Origin of the sequence: Dickeya sp. MK7 (genome assembly GCF_000406305.1) — a bacterium.
Lineage (GTDB): Bacteria > Pseudomonadota > Gammaproteobacteria > Enterobacterales > Enterobacteriaceae > Dickeya > Dickeya fangzhongdai.
This window is the reverse complement of sequence record NZ_CM001984.1, coordinates 1,153,792-1,173,733: the sequence shown is the minus strand read 5'-3', so window position 1 is coordinate 1,173,733 and position 19,942 is coordinate 1,153,792. Positions and strand designations below refer to the sequence as shown.

Genomic DNA, 19,942 nt, shown 5'->3' with positions numbered 1-19,942 from the left:
TTCACCAACGAGCACATGTTGCAGCGACTGGCGATGGAGCGAAATGCGTAGAACAGCGAAGGCGGCCGACCTCCATCGCACGTCGGCCTGGCAACAAAGGAGGCATGCATGAAACAGATTTATCCCGATCTCTGGCAGACCCGTGTGGAGCACCCATTCTCGGGCGTAAACTCCCACGCCTATCTGCTGGTACAAGACACCGGCAACATCCTCTTTTACAACTCTGGCTCGCGGCAGGAGTATCGACACATTCAAGCTCTGGGCGGGGTAGCCTATCAGTTTTTGAGCCACCGGGATGAAGTAGGCGGCGCACTCGCCGAGATAAAAACGCTTTTTGGCTCGAAACTCTGTTGCCACCGACTAGAGGAAGCGGACGCCAGAAAGGTAACGCCGGTCGATTACCTGTTCGATAGCCGGGAGACCCTTCAGGGCAACATTGAGGTGATACCAACCCCCGGTCATACCAAAGGCAGCGTGTGTTTTCTGGTTCATTCAGTTTATGGGCAAACATATCTCTTTACCGGAGACACTATCTATATGAACCACGGGATGTGGGAAACCCGCACCAATTGGTATGAAGGCGGCTCGAAATCGGACCTCAAGAGCAGCCTTATGCTTCTGCGCGACCTCGAACCCACGGTAGTTATTTCAAGCGCCTCGGTTGGCACCGTTCCGTTCAAAGCGGTCTTCGCAGAGGAATGGCGATCTGATATCGACAATGTCCTTCGCGCGCTGTCCTAACGTTTCTCAGCAGAGCGTCCGGATCTCACACTTTCGCTTTTGGCGGCAGGAGAAGGCGCACGTCACATGATGGAGGGCAAGAAGTGAGCTAGCGTGAACTAACCCGTGCCCTTCTGACTGCCGCCGCGATGCGCCACTGTGGCTCCCGGCCCATAAAACGCTGGCGCCGTACAAAGGTTAAAACCCTCGCTGATTCATTGCCTTATTTTATATTTATCGCCACTACCGACCGCGTAATGAACCTGGCGGCGGACATTTTTTATCCTCCCTCCCCTGTTTTGCCAAATACAGAAACAAACCTGTCGTTTACGCTTTTGGGCCCGGACACTAAAATAGCGCTAACGAAATGTCAGAGGTAGCAATGAACGATAATCGCATGACCCCTGTTGAGCAGAGGGCGACATGGGGACTGGGTCTGGTCTTTTCACTTCGCATGCTGGGCATGTTCATGGTGCTTCCGGTGCTGACCACTTACGGAATGGCCCTGCAGGGCGCCAGCGAATCACTGATTGGCGTAGCGATCGGCATTTATGGCCTGATGCAGGCGATCTTCCAAATCCCATTCGGGCTGATGTCCGACCGCATCGGACGTAAACCGCTGATTGTCGGCGGCCTGCTGATATTTGTGCTGGGCAGCGTCATCGCCGCGCTTAGCGATTCTATCTGGGGCATTATTCTGGGTCGCGCGCTGCAAGGCTCCGGCGCGATTTCCGCTGCGGTCATGGCGCTGCTGTCGGATTTAACCCGCGAACAAAACCGTACTAAAGCGATGGCGTTCATCGGCGTCAGCTTCGGCGTTACCTTTGCCATCGCCATGGTGGTCGGCCCGATCGTCACCCACGCGTTGGGTCTGAATGCGCTGTTCTGGGGGATCGCGTTGCTGGCGCTGCTGGCTATCGTTATTACCCTGGCAATCATCCCCTCGTCGTCATCCCATGTGTTGAATCGCGAGTCCGCTATCGTACGCGACGGCGTCAGCAAAGTGCTGGCCAACAGCCGGCTGCTGAAACTCAACTTCGGCATCATGTGCCTGCACATTCTACTGATGTCGAGCTTTGTGGCATTACCGCGGGTAATGGAGCAGGCAGGTCTGGCGCCGCAGCATCACTGGAAGGTCTATCTGGTGACGATGCTGGCGTCGTTCGCCGCCGTCGTGCCGTTCGTCATCTATGCCGAGGTCAAACGGCGGATGAAGCAGGTCTTTATTGCCTGCGTCATGATTCTGATTGCGGCAGAGCTGGTATTGCTGCAGGCGGGCAGCCATGCATTGTGGCAGATACTTATCGGCATTCAGCTGTTCTTCCTGGGGTTCAACGTTATGGAAGCGCTGTTGCCGTCACTGATCAGCAAGGAGTCGCCTGCCGGTTACAAAGGCACCGCGATGGGGGTTTATTCCACCACCCAGTTTATCGGGGTGGCGATTGGCGGCAGCCTCGGCGGCGCGCTGTATGACCTGCATGGCGCATCGCTGGTGTTCAGCGCCGGCGCGCTGCTGGGGCTGGCCTGGTTGCTGGTCAGCTTCACCATGCAGGAGCCGCCTTATCTGAGTAGCCTGCGCATTGCCCTGCCGGATGAAGCGCTGCGGGACAATGCGCTGTCCGATAAACTGCAGCAGCATCCGGGTGTGGCGGATGTGGTGATTGTGCCGGATGAACTCAGCGCCTACGTGAAAATCGATCGCAAAAAGACCAGCCGGCAGCAGTTGGAGCAGTTGGTCAGTCAATAAGGCTCGATGGCTTGCCCACGCCGGGCAAGCCGTATCAAAACATCCCGTTGGTGTTGGCGCTCGTTTCAGGTATCGGCTGAACCACATCCCAGTGCTCCACGATCTTACCGTTATCAACGCGCAGAATATCGACCACCGCCCGTCCCCGATCGTTGGGATCATTCCGTGCAAATACATGCAGATAGACCAGATTACCGTCAGTAGCGGTGCGGATAATACGGTGCTCGGATTGCGGATAACGACGGAATAAATCGGTGAAAAAGGCCACAAATGCCTCGCGCCCGGTCGCTGCATACGGATTATGCTGAATATAGTCTGCGCTCAGGTATTTATCCGCCAGATCGACCCGGCGATGGCTTAACACTTCCGTATAAAACCCAACCACCAACGCACGGTTCTTTTCTTCCTGCACCAGATCCCGCTTACCAGCCAGCCCGGCGATCTCCGCCTCACCTAGCGGGGATGCCGTCTGAGCCAGGGCAGGCAACATCGTTGACAGACTCAACGCCAATACAGCACACAATATTTTCATCCATCATGACCTTAATAACGTCTGGCGGAAAATGGGGCGCCGTACATCGATCGGGGTATCTACGGCGCGCTCAGGCTTGTCGGGCAATGCTCAGGCTGGCACGGGTGCATCTGACGCGATCAGCCCTTCGCGGCGTAGCGTGCTCCAGAATTCCGGCGGAATCGCCACTTTCATTGACTCGGCATTGGCGCGTACCTGTCCTGGAACCCGCGATCCTGGGATAACGGCGGATACAATCGAAGGCGCTGCCGCAAACTGTAATGCCGCCGTGCGAATGTCGATACCAAACCGATCGGCAATCGCCGCCAGCCGCGCACGTTTTTCTATCGCTCCCGGCGGAATGTTGTCGCTGAAGTGATAGCGGCTACGCCCGCCCAGAAAGCCGTCATTCAGCGGGGTGCCGACAACCACTGAGATTCCTTTTCTCTGTAACGTCGGGAAGGTGTTATGTAACGTTTCGGCATGATCGAGCAGTGAATACTGACAGGCCAATAGCACGATATCCGGCGTCGGCACGTCTGATTCGGCAGCCAGCACCGCGGCATTCGGCGTGTTGATGCCAAATCCCCAGCCACGGATCAGCCCTTCATCACGCATCCGCGATAATTCCACCATCGCGCCCTTGGCAGCCTGGGCGAAATGCTCCTGCCACGGGCGCGGCAGCTCGGTATTATCCGGTGATAAATCATGGATATAGACAATATCGAGTTTCGGCACCCCCAACCGTTGCAGACTATCTTCAACCGAACGACGTGTACCGGCGGCAGAGAAATCGTATTCATAACTGAATGGCGCAGGCGATGCCCACAATGCGGCATTGGCTGTAGGTTTTGTCGTCGGTCTCAGTACCCTGCCGACCTTAGTGGAAATAATGTATTCATCCGGGCGCTTACTGCGCAAAAATCGCCCAAGACGGTATTCACTTAAGCCATAGCCATAAAACGGCGACGTGTCGAAATAGCGCACCCCTGAATCCCAGGCGGCCTCCAGTACGCTATGCGCCTGCTCATCGCTGATCGCCGCAAAAATATTGCCGATTTGCGTCCCTCCCATACCAAATCGATACGGCGTACGGTAGCGCATGCCGGGTATCGACTGATTTAACGGCAGGCTGGTACGAATAATGTTTCCCCGGGTTGGCAAAATAGAACCACGTTCTTTCAGCGATGGTGGAAGCACCGCCGGAGTACCGTTATTACTTTGTGCTTGAGCGATGCCGTTAAAAGCCAGTGTCGTAATGGCACTGCCAGCGGCAACCTTGAGAAAGTGTCGACGATTCATTGCGCTCTCCTTGTAACAGACTTTTTGATGACTTCGGCACACTCAGCACGCAAGGCAGTAGGACATCCCTGTCCTCTGCTTTATGTTGTCCCAGACGTGGTATGAGTTCGCATTCTTTTACCGTCGACACCTACTGGCTGTGAAGTACTTACAGTCGTGTTAGCTGCATGAATACGTTTGTTTTTTATGTATCAATCTGATTTGAAAAGTTATTTATTTTTTGTCAACACAGACCGGGAGAGCTTTACAATGCGAAGGGAACAGAACCGGAAAATTGCAGCAAAACCATCACTACCTCCCCAGTAAATACTTTAAGGCTGGCAATGAAAAAGGCGCCTCAGGCGCCTTATCAACAAACCATGCATTTCTGTCGCTGATTAACCGCAACAGGGATAGCGTGGATCAATCGCGGAAGTTATTGAACTGGAAAGGTTGACCCAGATCGGCGCCGCGCACCAGCGCAATCACGCCCTGCAGGTCGTCGCGGGATTTCCCAGTAACGCGTACCTGTTCGCCCTGAATCTGCGCCTGAACCTTGAGCTTGCTGTCTTTGATCAGTTTGACGATCTTCTTCGCCAGCGTAGCTTCAATACCCTGTTTCAGCTTGGCTTCCACGCTGTAGGTTTTGCCGCTGTGCTCCATTTCTTCAGGGATTTCCAGCGAACCGCCTTCAATTCCGCGTTTTGCCAGCTTTTCCCGCAGAATTTCAATCAATTGCTTAACCTGAAAATCCGATTCGCTGGCCGCCTTGATGGTTTGTGCTTTTTCATTCAGATCGAAGCTGGCCGGCACATTACGAAAGTCCCAGCGGGTGCCCAGCTCGCGGGTGGCGTTTTCCACCGCATTGCGGACTTCCTGCATGTCGATTTCCGAAACAATATCGAAAGATGGCATAATTTTTTCTCCTGACAATAGCTGCCGAGCATGATAACCGCTCACGCCAAATAAGCAAAATTCGCCCGGCTTACTGCTACTCGCGCAACAAGCGGCGGCGGACGGCGGCGGAATACTTTATGATAAGCCGGATAAACACAGGCTGGCCCCCGACAAAGGAAACTGCGGATGAAAATTACTGTTCTTGGCTGTGGCGCCATCGGTCAACTCTGGCTCAATGCGTTACACCGGCAAGGGCATGATGTACAAGGCTGGCTACGTATCCCGCAAACGTCCTGTCAGGTTAACGTTACGATGCTCTCCGGCGAGCGTTGTAACCTTAATCTGACAGCCAATAACGCCGAACATCTGGCGCAAAGCGAACTGCTGCTGGTCACGCTGAAGGCCTGGCAGGTATCCGATGCGGTTTCCGCCCTGCTGCCCCGGCTACGCCCCGACTGCACCATTCTGCTGTTGCACAACGGAATGGGAACCTGGGAAGAGCTGCCGGCAATCAGCCGGCCATTGCTATTAGGGGTGACCACGCACGCGGCACGGCGGGATCCGACGACGGTGATGCATGTCGCGGCAGGCATCACCCATATCGGTACGCTCGACCGTTCGACAAATCGGGAAGAAGAACAAAGCCAACTGGCGGAAACGCTGCATCAGGCTCTGCCTGACGTCGCCTGGCATAACCACATTACCGCAACCTGCTGGCTGAAACTGGCCGCCAATTGCGTCATCAATCCGCTAACCGTGCTGTATCAATGTACCAACGGCGAATTGCAAGCTTACCCGGAGCAGGTTGAGACGCTCTGTCAGGAAGTGGCGCAGGTCATGGACCGCGAAGGCTTCCATACTTCGTCGGAAAGCCTGCAACTCTACGTCAATCAAATCATCCAGAACACGGCTGCCAATACCTCCTCGATGCGTCAGGACGTACTGGCGCAGCGCCATACGGAGATCGACTACATCACCGGTTACCTGCTGCGCCGCGCCCGCGCCCACGGGCTTTCCCTGCCGGAAAACAGCCGTCTGTTCGACTATATCAAACGAAAGGAGAGTGAATATGACCGCCTCGGTTCTGGTCTGTCTGGCGCCTGGTAGCGAAGAAATCGAAGCTGTGACCACCATCGATCTGCTGGTCAGAGCAGGAGTCCGCGTGACCACGGCCAGCGTGGCGAGCGATGGCAGTACGGAAATCACCTGCTCCCGCGGCGTAAAGCTGATTGCCGACGCGCCACTGGTGGCCGTTGCCGATCATGACTTTGACGCGGTCGTGCTGCCCGGCGGTCTGCAAGGCGCGGAGTGTTTCCGCGACAGCCCGCTGCTGGTCGAACGCCTGCGGCAAACCCATCAGGAAGGCAAAATCGTGGCGGCGATCTGCGCGTCTCCCGCGGTGGTGCTGGAGCACCACCAGTTGTTTCCGATCGGCAATATGACCGGCTATCCAACGCTAAAAGAGCGGATTTCACCGGAAAAATGGCTGGAAAAGCGCGTGGTGTTCGACCCACGCGTCAATCTGCTGACCAGCCAGGGCCCCGGCACCAGTATCGACTTTGCCCTGAAGCTGATCGATCTGTTGCTGGGTAAAGATAAGGCGGCAGAAATCGCCGCGCAGCTGGTGCTGCCGCCGGGAATCTACAACTATCAAGACCCGGCCTGAAGCACAGAGACAAAAAAAGCGCCGGGTTAGGCGCTTTTTTCTGGTTTACGTCATGAACGGTCTGTCAGGGGCGATAGACTTTGACGTTGTTGAACCCTTGTTCGCGCAGGTACAGCGCCTGCAAACGGCTCATCACTCCGCGCTCGCAATACAGCAGGTAGGTTTTGCTCTGATCAAGGTCGCCGAACTGCGTCCCCAGTTTGTAGAACGGCAGCGATTTTACCTCCACCTGTCCCAGCGCCAGCGGGTGCTCATCCTGCTCGTCCGGCGAACGAATATCCAGCAGAATATCGCTCGCGGCAAAGGCGCCGACCGTTTCCACTTCGGTCACATCCTGCCGGGTCTGTTCGGCAATATCGCGGATATCGATGTTACGCGCTTCCTCCACCACCCGTTCAAGAATCGAGAAATCAAACAGACTTTCTTCATGCTCGATTTTGGCCTTCACCGCCTTCACCGTCGGGCTTTTGGAAATCACGCCGCAGTATTCGGGCATGGTTTTGGCGAAATCTTCGGTGCCAAGCTCGCGCGCCATGCGGATGATGTGTTCTTTATCGTGAGAAATCAGTGGACGCAGGATCAGCGTATCCGAGGCGTTATCAATCAGCCGCAGGTTGGTCAGCGTCTGGCTGGATACCTGGCCTAGCGCTTCGCCGGTCACCAGCGCCTGCACGCCATAGCGTTCGGCAACGCGCGACGCCGCCCGCACCATCATGCGCTTGAGCACCACGCCCATCTGGCCGTCGTCCACCTTCTCCAGGATTTCACCGACCACCGGTTCGAAATCGATGGCGACAAAACGCACCCGGTGTGAACTGCCGAAACGGTTCCACAGGTAATGCGCGACCTGACGCACGCCGATTTCATGCGCGGCGCCGCCCAGATTGAAGAAGCAGTAATGCACCCGACAACCACGGCGCATCAGCATGTAGCTGGAAACACCGGAGTCAAATCCGCCGGAGATCAACGACAGCACGTCTTCCTGCGTGCCGATGGGGAAACCGCCGATCCCTTCGTAGCGCCCTTTAATCAGCAGCAGGCGATCCTGCTCGATTTCCAGATGCACCGTGACCTGCGGAGCAGTCAGATTAACGCGCGCGCTCTCGATATGCTGATTCAGTCCGCCGCCGACGTAGCGCTCCACATCCTGAGAGCTGAAATCGTGCTTGCCGCGGCGCTTCACCCGCACGCAGAAGGTTTTACCCTCCAGTTGCTCGCGGTAGGTGGTCAGCGTTTGTTCAAAAATATGGTGGACATCGGTGTAAGCGCACTCTTCCACTTCAAGAATGTGGTGAATGCCCGGGATACGCGTCAACGCATCACGTATCGCTATACGTTGATTTTCGTCTTTGGCGCGAACGTCGATATGATCCCAGTGACGGACAACCGCCAGCGTTTCATCATACTGTTTTAAAACGTTACGGATGTTACCGGTAAGAATTTTTATAAAGCGCAATCGCACAGATTGGCTCTTGATGGTGATTTCCGGGAACAATTTAATGATAAACTTCATGGCGGCTATCGTTAGTTGGTTCTGAGGGCGTAAAACAGGTACGCGGATAAAACGCAGGTACCCTGAGCGCTAAAATTACGTTATCGGTAAAACCATCCTTGTCCGGGTGGCGTTACCAATAGCATCCAGGGCGCGGAGTATACCACCATATTGCGGTAAGCTGCGCGGATTAAGCGCATAATTGCGTATCATTGAGGCGCTTGCCGTGACAATCCGGTGGCGTCGGCGCCGACAGGCGCGTATAAACAAGATCCGGAAACGAATATGCCGAAAAAAACTGAACAACCCGTCAGCTTTGAAAGCTCGCTCGCCGAACTGGAGCAGATCGTGTCGCGTCTGGAATCGGGCGAACTGCCGCTGGAAGAGGCGCTGAACGCCTTTGAGCAGGGTGTCCAGCTTGCCCGTCAGGGGCAATTGAAATTGCAGCAGGCCGAACAGCGCGTTCAGATTCTGCTGAATGACGATCCCGATGCCGCCCTGACACCTTTTACGCCGGATAATGAGTCGTTATGACAGATTTTCTCAAGCAGCTCACTGCTCACCATCAACGCATCAACGCCGCACTCAACCAGTTTATTTCCACCCTGCCTTTTCAGAGTAGTCCACTGGTGGAAGCTATGGCGCACGGCGCATTGTTAGGTGGCAAGCGTCTGCGTCCTTTTCTGGTCTATACCACCGGCCAGTTGTTCGGTATCTCGCAGGATAACCTCGACGCGCCGGCCGCCGCCGTTGAATGTATTCATGCCTACTCCCTGATTCACGATGATTTACCGGCCATGGATGATGACGATCTGCGGCGCGGTCAGCCTACCTGTCACGTCAGATTCGGCGAGGACAAGGCGATTCTGGCGGGCGATGCCTTACAGACGCTGGCGTTCTCCATTCTGGCGGACGCGCCGATGCCGCAAGTCAGCGACCGCGATCGGCTGGCGATGATTTCCGAACTGGCCAACGCCAGCGGCGTGGCCGGCATGTGCGGCGGTCAGGCGCTGGATCTGGAAGCGGAAGGCCATCAGGTTGACCTGCTGGCGCTGGAGCGCATCCACCGCCATAAAACCGGCGCGCTGATTAGGGCCTCGGTACGATTGGGCGCGCTGGCCGCCGGCGAGCGCGGGCGCCTCGCCCTGCCTTGCCTCGACCGCTACGCCAACGCTGTCGGACTGGCCTTTCAGGTGCAGGACGATATTCTTGATGTGATTGGCGACAGCGCCACCACCGGCAAACGCCAGGGCGCCGACCAGCAGCTCGGTAAAAGCACCTACCCGGCGTTGTTGGGACTTGAGCAGGCCAAAATCAAAGCCCGGGAACTGTGTCAGGAATCCCTCTCGGCGCTGAATGAACTGGAAGAAACGCTGGACAGACCCGCCGCTATTGCACCGTTGCGGGCGCTGGCGAACTATGTCGTTGAACGTGATAAATAATTTTAATATCAATACCGCTTGATGAGTATCCGATGACCTTTGATATAGCGAAATACCCCACGCTGGCGCTGGTGGAAAACCCCGAGGAACTGCGCCTGCTGCCAAGGGAAAGCCTGCCCAAATTGTGCGACGAGCTGCGACAGTATCTGCTGGACAGCGTCAGCCGCTCAAGCGGGCATTTTGCCTCGGGTCTGGGTACGGTCGAGCTGACCGTGGCATTGCATTACGTCTATAACACCCCGTTCGACCATCTGGTGTGGGACGTGGGCCACCAGGCTTACCCGCACAAAATCCTGACCGAACGACGCGACCGCATCGCCACCATCCGTCAGAAAGGCGGCCTGCACCCGTTTCCCTGGCGCGGCGAGAGCGAGTACGACGTGCTGAGCGTCGGTCACTCCTCGACGTCCATCAGCGCCGGCATCGGTATGGCCGTAGCTGCCGAACGTGAAGGACAGGGTCGCCGCACCGTCTGCGTGATCGGCGACGGCGCCATTACCGCCGGCATGGCGTTTGAAGCCATGAACCACGCCGGTGATATCAAACCGGATATGCTGGTCGTACTGAACGACAATGAAATGTCGATTTCCGAAAACGTCGGCGCGCTGAACAATCATCTGGCGCAATTGCTGTCCGGCAAGCTCTATTCCACCCTGCGCGAAGGCGGCAAGAAAGTGCTGTCCGGTCTGCCGCCCATCAAGGAACTGGTCAAACGCACCGAAGAGCACCTGAAAGGCATGGTAGTGCCCGGTACGTTGTTCGAAGAGCTGGGATTCAATTATATCGGCCCGGTGGATGGCCATGACGTGCAGTCGCTGGTCCAGACCCTGAAAAATATGCGCAGCCTGAAAGGCCCGCAGCTGCTGCATATCATGACCAAGAAAGGCAAAGGCTATGCGCCGGCCGAACAGGACCCGATCAGTTGGCATGCAGTGCCGAAATTCGATCCGGCCAGCGGTACGTTACCGAAGAACAAAGAAGCGCTGCCTACCTACTCCGCCGTTTTCGGCCAGTGGCTGAAGGAAACCGCCGCCGCGGATAACCGCCTGATGGCGATAACCCCGGCCATGCGCGAAGGCTCGGGCATGGTGTCGTTTTCGCGTGAATATCCGCAACAGTACTTCGACGTCGCCATCGCCGAGCAACACGCGGTGACCTTTGCCGCCGGGCTGGCGATCGGCGGTTATCGCCCGGTGGTGGCGATTTATTCCACCTTCCTGCAACGCGCCTATGACCAGGTTATTCATGACGTCGCTATCCAGAACCTGCCGGTGTTGTTCGCCATCGATCGCGGCGGCATCGTCGGTGCCGACGGTCAGACCCATCAGGGCGCGTTTGATCTTTCGTTCCTGCGCTGCATCCCCCAGATGGTGATCATGACGCCCAGCGACGAAAACGAGTGCCGGCTGATGCTGCATACCGGCTACCACTACCAGCAGGGGCCGTGTGCGGTACGCTACCCGCGCGGCAATGTGCTGGGTGTAGCGCTGACGCCGCTGGAAACCCTGCCGCTCGGCAAAGGCGTGATGAAGCGTCAGGGGGAGAAGGTCGCCATTCTGAATTTCGGTACCCTGCTGCCGGAAGCGCAACAGGCGGCTGAGGCGCTTAACGCCACGCTGGTGGATATGCGCTTCGTCAAACCGTTGGACGAGACGCTGATAGCCTCGCTGGCCGCCAGCCATGACGCGCTGGTCACGCTGGAAGAAAACGCCATTATGGGCGGCGCCGGCAGCGGCGTGAACGAGTACCTGATGGCGAAACGCCTGGCCGTGCCGGTGCTCAACCTCGGCCTGCCCGATATCTTCATTCCGCAAGGTACTCAGGCGGAAATCCGCGCCGACCTGGCGCTGGACGCGGCTGGCATCGAGCGCCGCATCCGCGACTGGCTGGCTTGACTGGCGCCAATTAGGCGGACATAAAAAAACCGGGGTAACCCGGTTTTTTTACAGCGGCAGATTTCTTACCGTCACGAGAAAAGCGGCGCTCGTGCGCACAGCTGCTATATCACATAGTGCCCGGCCACATACAAAACCGCGGCTGAAATCACCCCTGCGACAATATCGTCGACCATGATGCCCATACCGCCATGTACGTTGCGATCAAACCAGCGAATCGGCCAGGGCTTGAAAATGTCCAGAACCCGGAAAATCACAAACCCGGCGACCACCCATCCCCAGTGGGTCGACGGCACCGCCATCAGGGTGATCCACATCCCGACAAATTCGTCCCAAACGATGCTGCCGTGGTCATGCACGCCCATGTCTTTCGCGGTGCGATGACACAGATAAACGCCGATGCAAATACTGAGCATCACCAACAGCGAATAGAGCTGCAACGGCAACAGCATCAGCAGATACCACACCGGGATGGCCGCCAGCGAGCCTGCGGTGCCGGGCATCCACGGCGACAGGCCGCTGCCGAATCCGGTCGCCAGCAAATGCCACGGATTACTCATCCGCAGGCGGCTTTTGGCGACCAGCGATCCTTTGTTTTCATGCGCCAAAATGGTCATACCCTTTCAGATTAACAGTCACCGGTTGCCCTGAACGGAAGAAGCTCAGCCCTTCAGAAGCCGGCCCGATCTGGCCGATGCAGGTATAGCGAGCGCCCAGATGGCCGATCGCCACTTCCAGCGCACCCCGGTTCAGCTCCGGTACGGTAAAGCACAGTTCATAATCTTCACCGCCGCCGAGCGCCCATCGCATCACTTGTTCCGGGTCGTCATGGCGTAGCAACGCGCTGGAATACGGCAACGCATCCAGATTGATGCGCGCGCCGCAATCGCTGGCCTTAAGAATATGCCCCAAATCAGACGCCAGCCCGTCAGACAGATCGATAGCCGCACTGGCCAGATCGCGCAGCGCCTGCCCGTGCAGAATACGCGGCTGGGGGCGCAAATGGCGCTGCAGCAGCCATTGACGATCGTCGGCGTCGGACACCTGAAGTCGATCCTGCAAAATAGCCAAACCGGCGGCGCTGTCGCCCAGCGTTCCGGTGACGTAAATCCAGTCGCCGATGCGCGCTCCGCTGCGTTTCAGCGCCCGGCCCGACGGCACCAGCCCCTGAATGGTTAGCGTCATGCTGAGCGGCCCACGGGTAGTGTCGCCGCCAATCAGTTGCATATCGTAGTAAGAAAGCTGTTCAAACAGGCTATCGCTGTAGGCGGCGAGCCAGTCGGCATCGATACCAGGCAAAGTCAGCGCCAGCGAGACAAAAGCCGGGTCGGCTCCCATTGCCGCCAGATCGCTCAGATTGACCGCCAGAGATTTGTACGCCAGATCGGCCGGATCGATGTCGGGCAGGAAATGAATACCGGATACCAGCGTATCCGTGCTGACCGCCAGCAACTGTTTGTCCGGAATGTTCAGCAGGGCGCAGTCATCGCCGATCCCCAGTTCAACATCCCGTCGTGAATAGCCCACCCGGTTGAAATAGCGGGCAATCACATCAAACTCACCTTGAGCCATAATCTTTCCAGATCGTGGTAACCTAAAAAACCAAGGCCGGAAAACCGGCCCTGACTGACTTATCTTTTACCCGGCCGCAGGTGAGGCCCGGCTTTGTCCAGCACACCGTTCACGAACTTGTGGCTGTCTTCGGCGCCAAACACTTTGGCCAGCTCAATCGCTTCGTTGATGGCAACCTTGTAAGGCACATCCTCGCGTTTGCTGAGCTCATACACCGCCAGACGCAGAATGGCTCTCTCCACCTGCCCGAGTTCGTCCAACTGACGGGAAAGATACGGCGCCATCTGGGCATCCAGCTTTTCCGCCTGGGTGGCAACGCCCGCCAGCAACTCGCGGAAATAGGCGATGTCCACGCCTTTGACATCCTGCTCGCTCAGGAACTGGAGTTCAACATCGGCAATATCGTTTTTGGACAACTGCCAGGAATAAAGCGCTTGAACCGCACATTCACGAGCGCGGCGACGAGCAGCAGGTTTCACGGAATACCCCTTACAAAATAAATCAGGCTGACTTGATTGAGTGTAATACATTGATCATTTCAAGCGCGGTCAGAGCGGCTTCCGCCCCTTTGTTCCCCGCTTTGGTGCCGGCGCGCTCAATGGCCTGCTCGATACTTTCCGTAGTCAGCACACCGAAGGCGACCGGAATGTCGCTGTTCATCGCGACGTGAGACAGACCGGAGCTGCATTCGCCGGCAACAAATTCAAAATGCGCGGTACCGCCGCGGATCACCGTACCCAGCGCCACTACGGCGTCATATTTCTGGCTGTTGGCCAGCGCACGCACGGTCAGCGGCAATTCATAGGCGCCCGGCACCCACACGACGGTGACGTTTTCTTCTTTCACCTGGCCGATACGCTTGAGAGCGTCCAGCGCGCCTTCCAGCAGGCTGTCATTGATGAAGTGATTGAAACGGGCAATAGCAATCGCCACGCGGGCATTCGGAGCGGCAACAACACCTTCAATAATGTTCATAGCTTTCCTTTGACTGTTTTACGACCCCGCAGGGGGGCGGATTCTATCATATTCTTCCGGGCGCGTATCCGCTTTTGACCCAGTGGCGGATATCCATCGCATGACACGCGCAGGGATGTGTTATTGAGGCTTCAGCGTCAGGCGGATATCCGGCCCCACCTGACAGAGGTCCGTCATAGCAAACGCGGGCGCCTGCGACAGCTGCTCCAGCCCCGGCAGCACGCACAGCGGCCGGGCCGCTTCCCCCAGCAATCTGGGCGCGAGATAGACGATCAGCTCATCCACCACGCCGGCCTGCAACAATGCGCCGGCCAGACGAGGGCCCGCTTCCACCCACACCGTATTGATCTGACGTTTGCCCAGCGACATCATCAGGGCGACCAAATCAATGCCGCCGCCGTGCAGCGGCATATCCAGTTGCTCCACGCCGTCCGGCCATGACTGACCATCCTGACGCGGACGCGCCAGCCAGGTTTGTCCCGGCTGGCTGACCAGACGATGCTGCGGGGTCACGCGCGACTGGCTATCGACAATGACGCGCACCGGCTGGCGCACGGCGTTTTCAGGGTAAAGCCGCTGGGTATCCGCATCCAGTTCCGACCAGCGCACGGTCAGCGACGGGTCATCCGCCAGCACGGTGGCGCTGCTGCTGAGGATCGCCGAACTCTGCGCCCGAAAACGCTGCACATCCTGGCGGGACTGCGGCGACGTGATCCACTGGCTTTCGCCGGACGCCATCGCCGTACGGCCATCCAGCGAGGCACCGAGTTTAAGCTGCACGTAAGGGAAACCGGTGCGCATCCGTTTCAGAAAGCCACGGTTAATTTTTTCCGCCTGTTCCATCATCACACTGTGCCGCACCTCGATGCCGGCCTGTTGCAGACGGTGCAGACCGCGACCAGCCACCTGCGGATTCGGGTCCTGCATCGCCGCCACTACCCGCGCCACACCGGCTGCGATCAGCGCATCGGCGCACGGAGGCGTGCGGCCGTGATGACTGCACGGCTCAAGCGTCACATAGGCGGTGGCGCCGCGCGCTTTGTCGCCCGCCATGCGCAGCGCATGCACTTCCGCATGCGGCTCACCCGCTTTCTGGTGATACCCTTCCCCCACGATCTCGTCATCTCTGACGATCACGCACCCGACGTTCGGGTTCGGCGCCGTCGTGAAGCGCCCGCGGCGAGCAAGCTCCAGCGCGCGGGCCATGTAAAATTCATCAGCGTGTGTAGCCATCCTGTGCGTATCCTGGATTCAGAGCCATATAGGGAGCGCGCGATGCGTAGAAACCAACGCGCTGTTAATCCTGCAGACGGGCGATCTCTTCGCCAAACTCGCGGATATCCTCGAAACTGCGGTACACCGACGCAAAACGGATGTAGGCCACCTTGTCGAGCTTTCTCAGCGCATCCATCACCAGATTGCCCACCATTTTGGCGGTCACTTCCCGCTCGCCGGTCGCGCGCAGCTGAGATTTGATGTGAGTGATGGCCATTTCCACGTCGTCAGAGCTGACCGGACGTTTCTCCAACGCCTTCAGCATACCGCTGCGCAGTTTGTCCTCATTGAACGGCTCGCGCACATCATTACTCTTGATGACGCGCGGCATCACCAGTTCCGCCACTTCAAAGGTGGTAAAGCGCTCGTTGCACACCAGACACTGCCGGCGACGACGAACCTGAGAACCTTCCCCCACCAGACGGGAATCAATCACTTTGGTATCCACTGCGGCACAAAAAGGACAATGCATAACGTTTCCAGACCATAGCCTTATAACCTTGGCCTAGTTTACCCCGAATTTCGCCTATAACCCAAATCCCGACATGACGCGTTTTTTTCCCGCCGACCTTATCGCGGTTTAGGTTCGATTGAAGTGACTTACGCTAAAGTAGCGCCGCATTCTGGTCATACTGTTTGCAAACGACACGTGGATTGCCACCGCCGTTTAGCATGCCCAGACAATCAAACGGAAACCGCCCCGGTTTCGCATTGTTTCACTACCGGAGACCCCCTCAATGGGACCTGACCCTAATCCTCACCCAGGACAAAGCGTCATTCACCGGTAAGTCAGCTTTTACGCTGCCTTGCCGGTTACTACAGGCAAGGCAGCGACGCCCCGATCGTCCCTGCTGATTGCGTTATAAGCCACACGCGGATGGGTTGCCTCTGCGTGTTATCAGGCCGCAGCCCTTCTCTGGCTGCGGCAGGGAGATATTTGTATGCGTTTAATTCGACTCACACAGCAATGGCTCTCACAGCTCGGTCATCATTTGCCGCGTCGTCTGTTCCAGCGCGATCCCATGCCGGACGGAAAAGCGACCGTCGGTCAGGCCATGAGCGACGCTATGGCGTCGCGTTGTCTGCTTCTGGCGCGTCTTGACGAAACCAGCCTGTATCAGGAATTCAATAGCCATCCTGAAGGGTTGCTGCCGGCTGAAGCCGAGCAGGCGCGGGTGCGCCACGGCGATAACCGGATTCCCGGCGAGCAAGCAGCGCCCTGGTGGCGACACTTATGGCGTTGCTATCGCAACCCGTTCAACCTGCTGCTGACATTGCTGGGCCTGATTTCTTACGCCACGGAAGACCTGACCGCCGCGCTGGTCATCGCGCTGATGGTGCTGATTTCCACCCTGCTTAATTTCATTCAGGAAGCGCGTTCCGGCAAAGCCGCCGATGCGCTGAAAGCGATGGTCAGCAACAAGGTGACCGTGCTGCGCAGCGATACCCAGACCGATTACAGCGACTATCAGGACATTCCATTGGATCAACTGGTGCCGGGCGATATCGTCAAACTGGCGGCGGGCGACATGATCCCGGCCGACCTGCGTATCCTGCAGGCCCGTGATCTGTTCATCAGCCAGGCATCGCTGACCGGCGAATCGCTGCCGGTGGAAAAAGTGGCGCACAGCCGCCAGAGCGAGCAAGCGGCGGCGCTGGAATGCGACACGCTCTGCTTTATGGGCACCAACGTGGTCAGCGGCACTGCGCTGGCGATGGTGATTGCCACCGGCGGCAATACCTGGTTCGGCCAGTTGGCCGGCCGCGTGGTGCAGCAGCCCGGCGAAGCAAACGCCTTCCAGCAAGGCATCAGCCGCGTCAGCTGGCTGCTGATCCGTTTCATGCTGGTGATGACGCCGATTGTATTGCTTATCAATGGCTACACCAAAGGCGACTGGTGGGAAGCCGCGCTGTTCGCCCTGTCGGTCGCCGTCGGTCTGACGCCGGAAATGCTGCCGATGATCGTCACCTCGACGCTGGCTAAAGGCGCAGTCAAACTGTCGCGTCAAAAAGTCATCGTCAAACGCCTGGATGCCATCCAGAACTTCGGCGCTATGGATATCCTGTGTACCGACAAGACCGGCACGCTGACGCAGGATAAGATCGTGCTGGAATGCCATACCGATGCGTTTGGCAACGCCAGCCAGCGGGTGCTGCGCCACGCCTGGCTGAACAGCGCCTACCAGACCGGGTTGCGCAATTTGCTGGATCAGGCGGTGCTGGAGGGAATCCCGCCGCAGGAACAACAGGTCGCCTTGTCCCGCTGGCGCAAAGTGGACGAAATCCCGTTTGATTTTGAGCGCCGCCGCATGTCGGTGGTGGTGGCGGAAAACGATGACGAGCACTGGCTGATCTGTAAAGGCGCGCTGGAAGAAACCCTTGGCGCCTGCGCTCGGGTGCGTCACGGCGAGCAACTGTTGCCGCTGGATGCGCCCCTGTTGTCGCGCATCCGCCATTTAACGGATGACCTTAACCGTCAGGGACTGCGCGTAGTGGCAGTCGCCAGCAAAGTAATGCCCGCCGATCGTCAGGATTACGGCCGGGTGGATGAATCCGACCTGATTCTGGAAGGCTATATCGCTTTTCTCGATCCGCCGAAAGAGAGCACCGCGCCTGCGCTGAAGGCGCTGAAAGACCACGGCGTGACGGTGAAAATCCTCACCGGCGACAGCGAACTGGTAGCCGCCAAGGTGTGCCGTGAAGTGGATATTGAACTGACCGGCGTCCTGACCGGCCGCGACGTCGACGCCTTAAGCGATGAACAACTGGCGCACGCAGCCCGCGACACCACGCTGTTTGCCCGCCTGACGCCGCTGCACAAAGAACGAATTGTGCGCCTGCTGCGTTCGGAAGGCCACGTGGTCGGTTTCATGGGCGACGGCATCAACGACGCGCCGGCGCTGCGGGCGGCGGATATCGGTATTTCGGTGGATTCGGCGGTGGATATCGCCCGCGAGGCGGCGGATATTATCCTGCTGGAAAAAAGCCTGATGGTGCTGGAAGAAGGCGTCATCGAAGGTCGACGCACCTTCGTCAACATGCTGAAATACATCAAGATGACCGCCAGTTCCAACTTCGGCAACGTCTTCAGCGTGCTGATCGCCAGCGCTTTCCTGCCGTTTCTGCCGATGCTGCCGCTGCACCTGTTGATCCAGAACCTGATGTACGATATTTCGCAGATCGCCATCCCGTTCGACAATGTGGACGACGATCAGGTCAAAAAACCGCAGCGCTGGAATGCCGGCGATCTCGGGCGGTTTATGGTGTTCTTCGGCCCGATCAGCTCTATTTTCGACGTTCTGACGTTCTCGCTGATGTGGTGGTTCTTCCACGCCAACACGCTGGATTCTCAGACGCTGTTCCAGTCCGGCTGGTTTATTGAAGGACTGTTGTCGCAAACGCTGATTGTGCACATGATCCGCACCCGCCGCATCCCGTTTATCCAGAGCCGTCCGTCCTGGCCGGTGATGGTGATGACGTTGTTAATCATGGCGACCGGCATCGGGCTGGTGTTCTCGCCGCTGGCCAGCTTCCTGCAGTTGCAGGCGCTGCCATTAAGCTACTTCCCGTGGCTGCTGGCGATCCTGAGCGGTTATCTGCTGCTCACTCAGGCGATGAAAGGCTTCTTTGCCCGCCGCTACGGCTGGCAATAACAACAACCGGCGCAGCGGCTGATTACCGCTGCGCCCTGATTTTCCACTCTTGATTCAGCCTGTTCTGCTTACCTTTTTTCCCAAAACGTCATTCACTATAAGGGACAACAAATCACGTCTACACTGACACTAAATTGAATAATGAAATGACCCGCCAAGGGCTTAGGGAGAAACAGGATATGATTTTTCACCGCCGCGTTATCCCGATGTTATCCGTCATGGTGCTGCTCGCCGGATGTGCGCAACCGCAGACCACTCGCGTACAGAACGAACTTGGTCAGATTAACCAGAAACTGCGCGACCTCACCAACCGCGCCGTCGCGCTGGAACAGCAGAATACGTTAAACGCCAACTCCACCTCCGGCGTTTATTTGCTGCCTGCCGCCTACAATCGGGCATTGCTCGACAGCAGCATCGGCAAGTTAAGTCTGGAACTCAGCAAGGTTGAACCGGAAGCCAACGGCACGCGCGCTTTGCTGACTATCCGCACCATGAACACGCTGACGCTACCGGCCTTCCGCGCGCAACTTGACTGGGGAGCGCTTGACCCGGTCAGCGGTAAGCCGTTAACCGGCGACACGCAGACTCAGTGGCTGACTATCCCGCCAACGCTGACGCCGGTCTCGGAAATCACGGTAGAGGTGCGGCTTTCCGGCCTGACGCCGGAGCAGCTCGGTTTCGTGCGGGTGCATGATGTGGCGGCGGACCCTACGCTGCGTCGCAGCGAACCGAGTCAGTGACAACCCTGAATCGGCCCCCAGCGTCGACCATAAGAAAACCCCGCCGAATGGCGGGGTTTGTGTTTGCAATTCCAGG

General features: G+C 57.6%; 19 protein-coding genes. 9 read left to right on the top strand and 10 right to left on the bottom strand.

Features of this window, described 5'->3' with window-relative positions:
* Window positions 1–108 precede the first annotated feature (108 nt).
* Together DXXMK7_RS05295 and DXXMK7_RS05290 are read left to right on the top strand one after the other, a co-directional pair.
* Window positions 109–741 (top strand): MBL fold metallo-hydrolase, encoded by a 633-nt coding sequence (locus DXXMK7_RS05295; RefSeq protein ID WP_038918179.1) that lies wholly within the window; start codon window positions 109–111, stop codon window positions 739–741.
* Between the two features lie 361 nt (window positions 742–1,102).
* Window positions 1,103–2,467: an MFS transporter gene (locus DXXMK7_RS05290; protein WP_038918178.1), complete on the top strand. Its 1,365-nt coding sequence runs from the start codon at window positions 1,103–1,105 to the stop codon at window positions 2,465–2,467.
* A 34-nt stretch (window positions 2,468–2,501) separates the two neighbouring features.
* Here DXXMK7_RS05290 and DXXMK7_RS05285 read toward each other — a convergent pair whose 3' ends face one another.
* From DXXMK7_RS05285 to DXXMK7_RS05275, 3 genes are all read right to left on the bottom strand, one after another.
* Entirely contained in the window at window positions 2,502–2,999 is a 498-nt protein-coding gene (locus DXXMK7_RS05285; RefSeq protein ID WP_038918177.1) for an ester cyclase, read from the bottom strand.
* A gap of 90 nt (window positions 3,000–3,089) precedes the next feature.
* Window positions 3,090–4,280: an aldo/keto reductase gene (locus DXXMK7_RS05280; protein WP_038918175.1), complete on the bottom strand. Its 1,191-nt coding sequence runs from the start codon at window positions 4,278–4,280 to the stop codon at window positions 3,090–3,092.
* A gap of 402 nt (window positions 4,281–4,682) precedes the next feature.
* The gene (locus tag DXXMK7_RS05275) at window positions 4,683–5,174 is read right to left on the bottom strand and encodes a YajQ family cyclic di-GMP-binding protein (RefSeq protein ID WP_038918174.1); all 492 of its coding nucleotides are present in this window, start codon (window positions 5,172–5,174) and stop codon (window positions 4,683–4,685) included.
* A 168-nt stretch (window positions 5,175–5,342) separates the two neighbouring features.
* Between DXXMK7_RS05275 and panE the strand changes: the two genes are divergently transcribed.
* Complete coding sequence (gene panE, locus DXXMK7_RS05270) at window positions 5,343–6,263, top strand: 2-dehydropantoate 2-reductase (protein WP_038918173.1); 921 nt, start codon at window positions 5,343–5,345, stop codon at window positions 6,261–6,263.
* Window positions 6,226–6,822 (top strand): protein deglycase YajL, encoded by a 597-nt coding sequence (yajL, locus tag DXXMK7_RS05265; RefSeq protein ID WP_038918172.1) that lies wholly within the window; start codon window positions 6,226–6,228, stop codon window positions 6,820–6,822. The genes panE and yajL overlap by 38 nt, the downstream gene beginning before the upstream one ends.
* A gap of 64 nt (window positions 6,823–6,886) precedes the next feature.
* On the opposite strand, the gene thiI is transcribed toward yajL, so the two are convergent.
* Entirely contained in the window at window positions 6,887–8,335 is a 1,449-nt protein-coding gene (gene thiI / locus DXXMK7_RS05260) for a tRNA uracil 4-sulfurtransferase ThiI (RefSeq protein WP_038918170.1), read from the bottom strand.
* Window positions 8,336–8,599: 264 nt separating this feature from the next.
* Between thiI and xseB the strand changes: the two genes are divergently transcribed.
* Genes xseB through dxs form a run of 3 tightly spaced genes read left to right on the top strand, consistent with a single transcriptional unit; the run spans window position 8,600 to window position 11,651 of the window.
* Window positions 8,600–8,848, top strand: a complete 249-nt coding sequence (gene xseB / locus DXXMK7_RS05255; protein ID WP_013316834.1) for an exodeoxyribonuclease VII small subunit — start codon at window positions 8,600–8,602, stop codon at window positions 8,846–8,848.
* A complete protein-coding gene (ispA, locus tag DXXMK7_RS05250) occupies window positions 8,845–9,756 on the top strand; it encodes a (2E,6E)-farnesyl diphosphate synthase (protein ID WP_038918169.1) in 912 nt (303 codons plus the stop codon). Before xseB ends, ispA begins: the two co-directional genes overlap by 4 nt.
* 32 nt (window positions 9,757–9,788) lie before the next feature.
* Entirely contained in the window at window positions 9,789–11,651 is a 1,863-nt protein-coding gene (dxs, locus tag DXXMK7_RS05245; RefSeq protein ID WP_038918167.1) for a 1-deoxy-D-xylulose-5-phosphate synthase, read from the top strand.
* 104 nt (window positions 11,652–11,755) lie between these two features.
* On the opposite strand, the gene pgpA is transcribed toward dxs, so the two are convergent.
* From pgpA to nrdR, 6 genes are all read right to left on the bottom strand, one after another.
* Window positions 11,756–12,268, bottom strand: coding sequence for a phosphatidylglycerophosphatase A (gene pgpA / locus DXXMK7_RS05240; RefSeq protein ID WP_038661278.1), 513 nt, complete (start codon window positions 12,266–12,268; stop codon window positions 11,756–11,758).
* A complete protein-coding gene (thiL, locus tag DXXMK7_RS05235; protein ID WP_038918166.1) occupies window positions 12,249–13,223 on the bottom strand; it encodes a thiamine-phosphate kinase in 975 nt (324 codons plus the stop codon). The genes pgpA and thiL overlap by 20 nt, the downstream gene beginning before the upstream one ends.
* 59 nt (window positions 13,224–13,282) lie before the next feature.
* On the bottom strand, window positions 13,283–13,702 hold the full coding sequence (nusB, locus tag DXXMK7_RS05230; protein ID WP_038918165.1) for a transcription antitermination factor NusB: 420 nt from the start codon (window positions 13,700–13,702) through the stop codon (window positions 13,283–13,285).
* Between the two features lie 22 nt (window positions 13,703–13,724).
* Window positions 13,725–14,198 (bottom strand): 6,7-dimethyl-8-ribityllumazine synthase, encoded by a 474-nt coding sequence (ribE, locus tag DXXMK7_RS05225; RefSeq protein WP_016941767.1) that lies wholly within the window; start codon window positions 14,196–14,198, stop codon window positions 13,725–13,727.
* Window positions 14,199–14,318: 120 nt separating this feature from the next.
* On the bottom strand, window positions 14,319–15,431 hold the full coding sequence (gene ribD / locus DXXMK7_RS05220) for a bifunctional diaminohydroxyphosphoribosylaminopyrimidine deaminase/5-amino-6-(5-phosphoribosylamino)uracil reductase RibD (RefSeq protein WP_038918163.1): 1,113 nt from the start codon (window positions 15,429–15,431) through the stop codon (window positions 14,319–14,321).
* A 64-nt stretch (window positions 15,432–15,495) separates the two neighbouring features.
* The gene (nrdR, locus tag DXXMK7_RS05215; protein WP_012883737.1) at window positions 15,496–15,945 is read right to left on the bottom strand and encodes a transcriptional regulator NrdR; all 450 of its coding nucleotides are present in this window, start codon (window positions 15,943–15,945) and stop codon (window positions 15,496–15,498) included.
* A gap of 469 nt (window positions 15,946–16,414) precedes the next feature.
* On the opposite strand from nrdR, the gene mgtA reads away from it, so the two are divergent.
* Both mgtA and DXXMK7_RS05205 read left to right on the top strand, forming a co-directional pair.
* The gene (gene mgtA, locus DXXMK7_RS05210) at window positions 16,415–19,126 is read left to right on the top strand and encodes a magnesium-translocating P-type ATPase (protein WP_038918162.1); all 2,712 of its coding nucleotides are present in this window, start codon (window positions 16,415–16,417) and stop codon (window positions 19,124–19,126) included.
* Window positions 19,127–19,305: 179 nt separating this feature from the next.
* Entirely contained in the window at window positions 19,306–19,866 is a 561-nt protein-coding gene (locus DXXMK7_RS05205) for a DUF3251 domain-containing protein (protein ID WP_038918161.1), read from the top strand.
* The last annotated feature ends 76 nt before the right edge of the window (window positions 19,867–19,942 follow it).

Coding starts and splice junctions, on each gene's coding strand:
- DXXMK7_RS05295 (WP_038918179.1), top strand. CDS start 109: ATGAAACAGATTTATCCCGATCTCTGGCAGACCCGTGTGGAGCACCCA.
- dxs (WP_038918167.1), top strand. CDS start 9,789: ATGACCTTTGATATAGCGAAATACCCCACGCTGGCGCTGGTGGAAAAC.
- yajL (WP_038918172.1), top strand. CDS start 6,226: ATGACCGCCTCGGTTCTGGTCTGTCTGGCGCCTGGTAGCGAAGAAATC.
- ribE (WP_016941767.1), bottom strand. CDS start 14,198: ATGAACATTATTGAAGGTGTTGTTGCCGCTCCGAATGCCCGCGTGGCG.
- thiL (WP_038918166.1), bottom strand. CDS start 13,223: ATGGCTCAAGGTGAGTTTGATGTGATTGCCCGCTATTTCAACCGGGTG.
- mgtA (WP_038918162.1), top strand. CDS start 16,415: ATGCGTTTAATTCGACTCACACAGCAATGGCTCTCACAGCTCGGTCAT.
- ispA (WP_038918169.1), top strand. CDS start 8,845: ATGACAGATTTTCTCAAGCAGCTCACTGCTCACCATCAACGCATCAAC.
- panE (WP_038918173.1), top strand. CDS start 5,343: ATGAAAATTACTGTTCTTGGCTGTGGCGCCATCGGTCAACTCTGGCTC.
- DXXMK7_RS05275 (WP_038918174.1), bottom strand. CDS start 5,174: ATGCCATCTTTCGATATTGTTTCGGAAATCGACATGCAGGAAGTCCGC.
- ribD (WP_038918163.1), bottom strand. CDS start 15,431: ATGGCTACACACGCTGATGAATTTTACATGGCCCGCGCGCTGGAGCTT.
- nrdR (WP_012883737.1), bottom strand. CDS start 15,945: ATGCATTGTCCTTTTTGTGCCGCAGTGGATACCAAAGTGATTGATTCC.
- DXXMK7_RS05285 (WP_038918177.1), bottom strand. CDS start 2,999: ATGAAAATATTGTGTGCTGTATTGGCGTTGAGTCTGTCAACGATGTTG.
- pgpA (WP_038661278.1), bottom strand. CDS start 12,268: ATGACCATTTTGGCGCATGAAAACAAAGGATCGCTGGTCGCCAAAAGC.
- DXXMK7_RS05205 (WP_038918161.1), top strand. CDS start 19,306: ATGATTTTTCACCGCCGCGTTATCCCGATGTTATCCGTCATGGTGCTG.
- DXXMK7_RS05290 (WP_038918178.1), top strand. CDS start 1,103: ATGAACGATAATCGCATGACCCCTGTTGAGCAGAGGGCGACATGGGGA.
- thiI (WP_038918170.1), bottom strand. CDS start 8,335: ATGAAGTTTATCATTAAATTGTTCCCGGAAATCACCATCAAGAGCCAA.
- DXXMK7_RS05280 (WP_038918175.1), bottom strand. CDS start 4,280: ATGAATCGTCGACACTTTCTCAAGGTTGCCGCTGGCAGTGCCATTACG.
- xseB (WP_013316834.1), top strand. CDS start 8,600: ATGCCGAAAAAAACTGAACAACCCGTCAGCTTTGAAAGCTCGCTCGCC.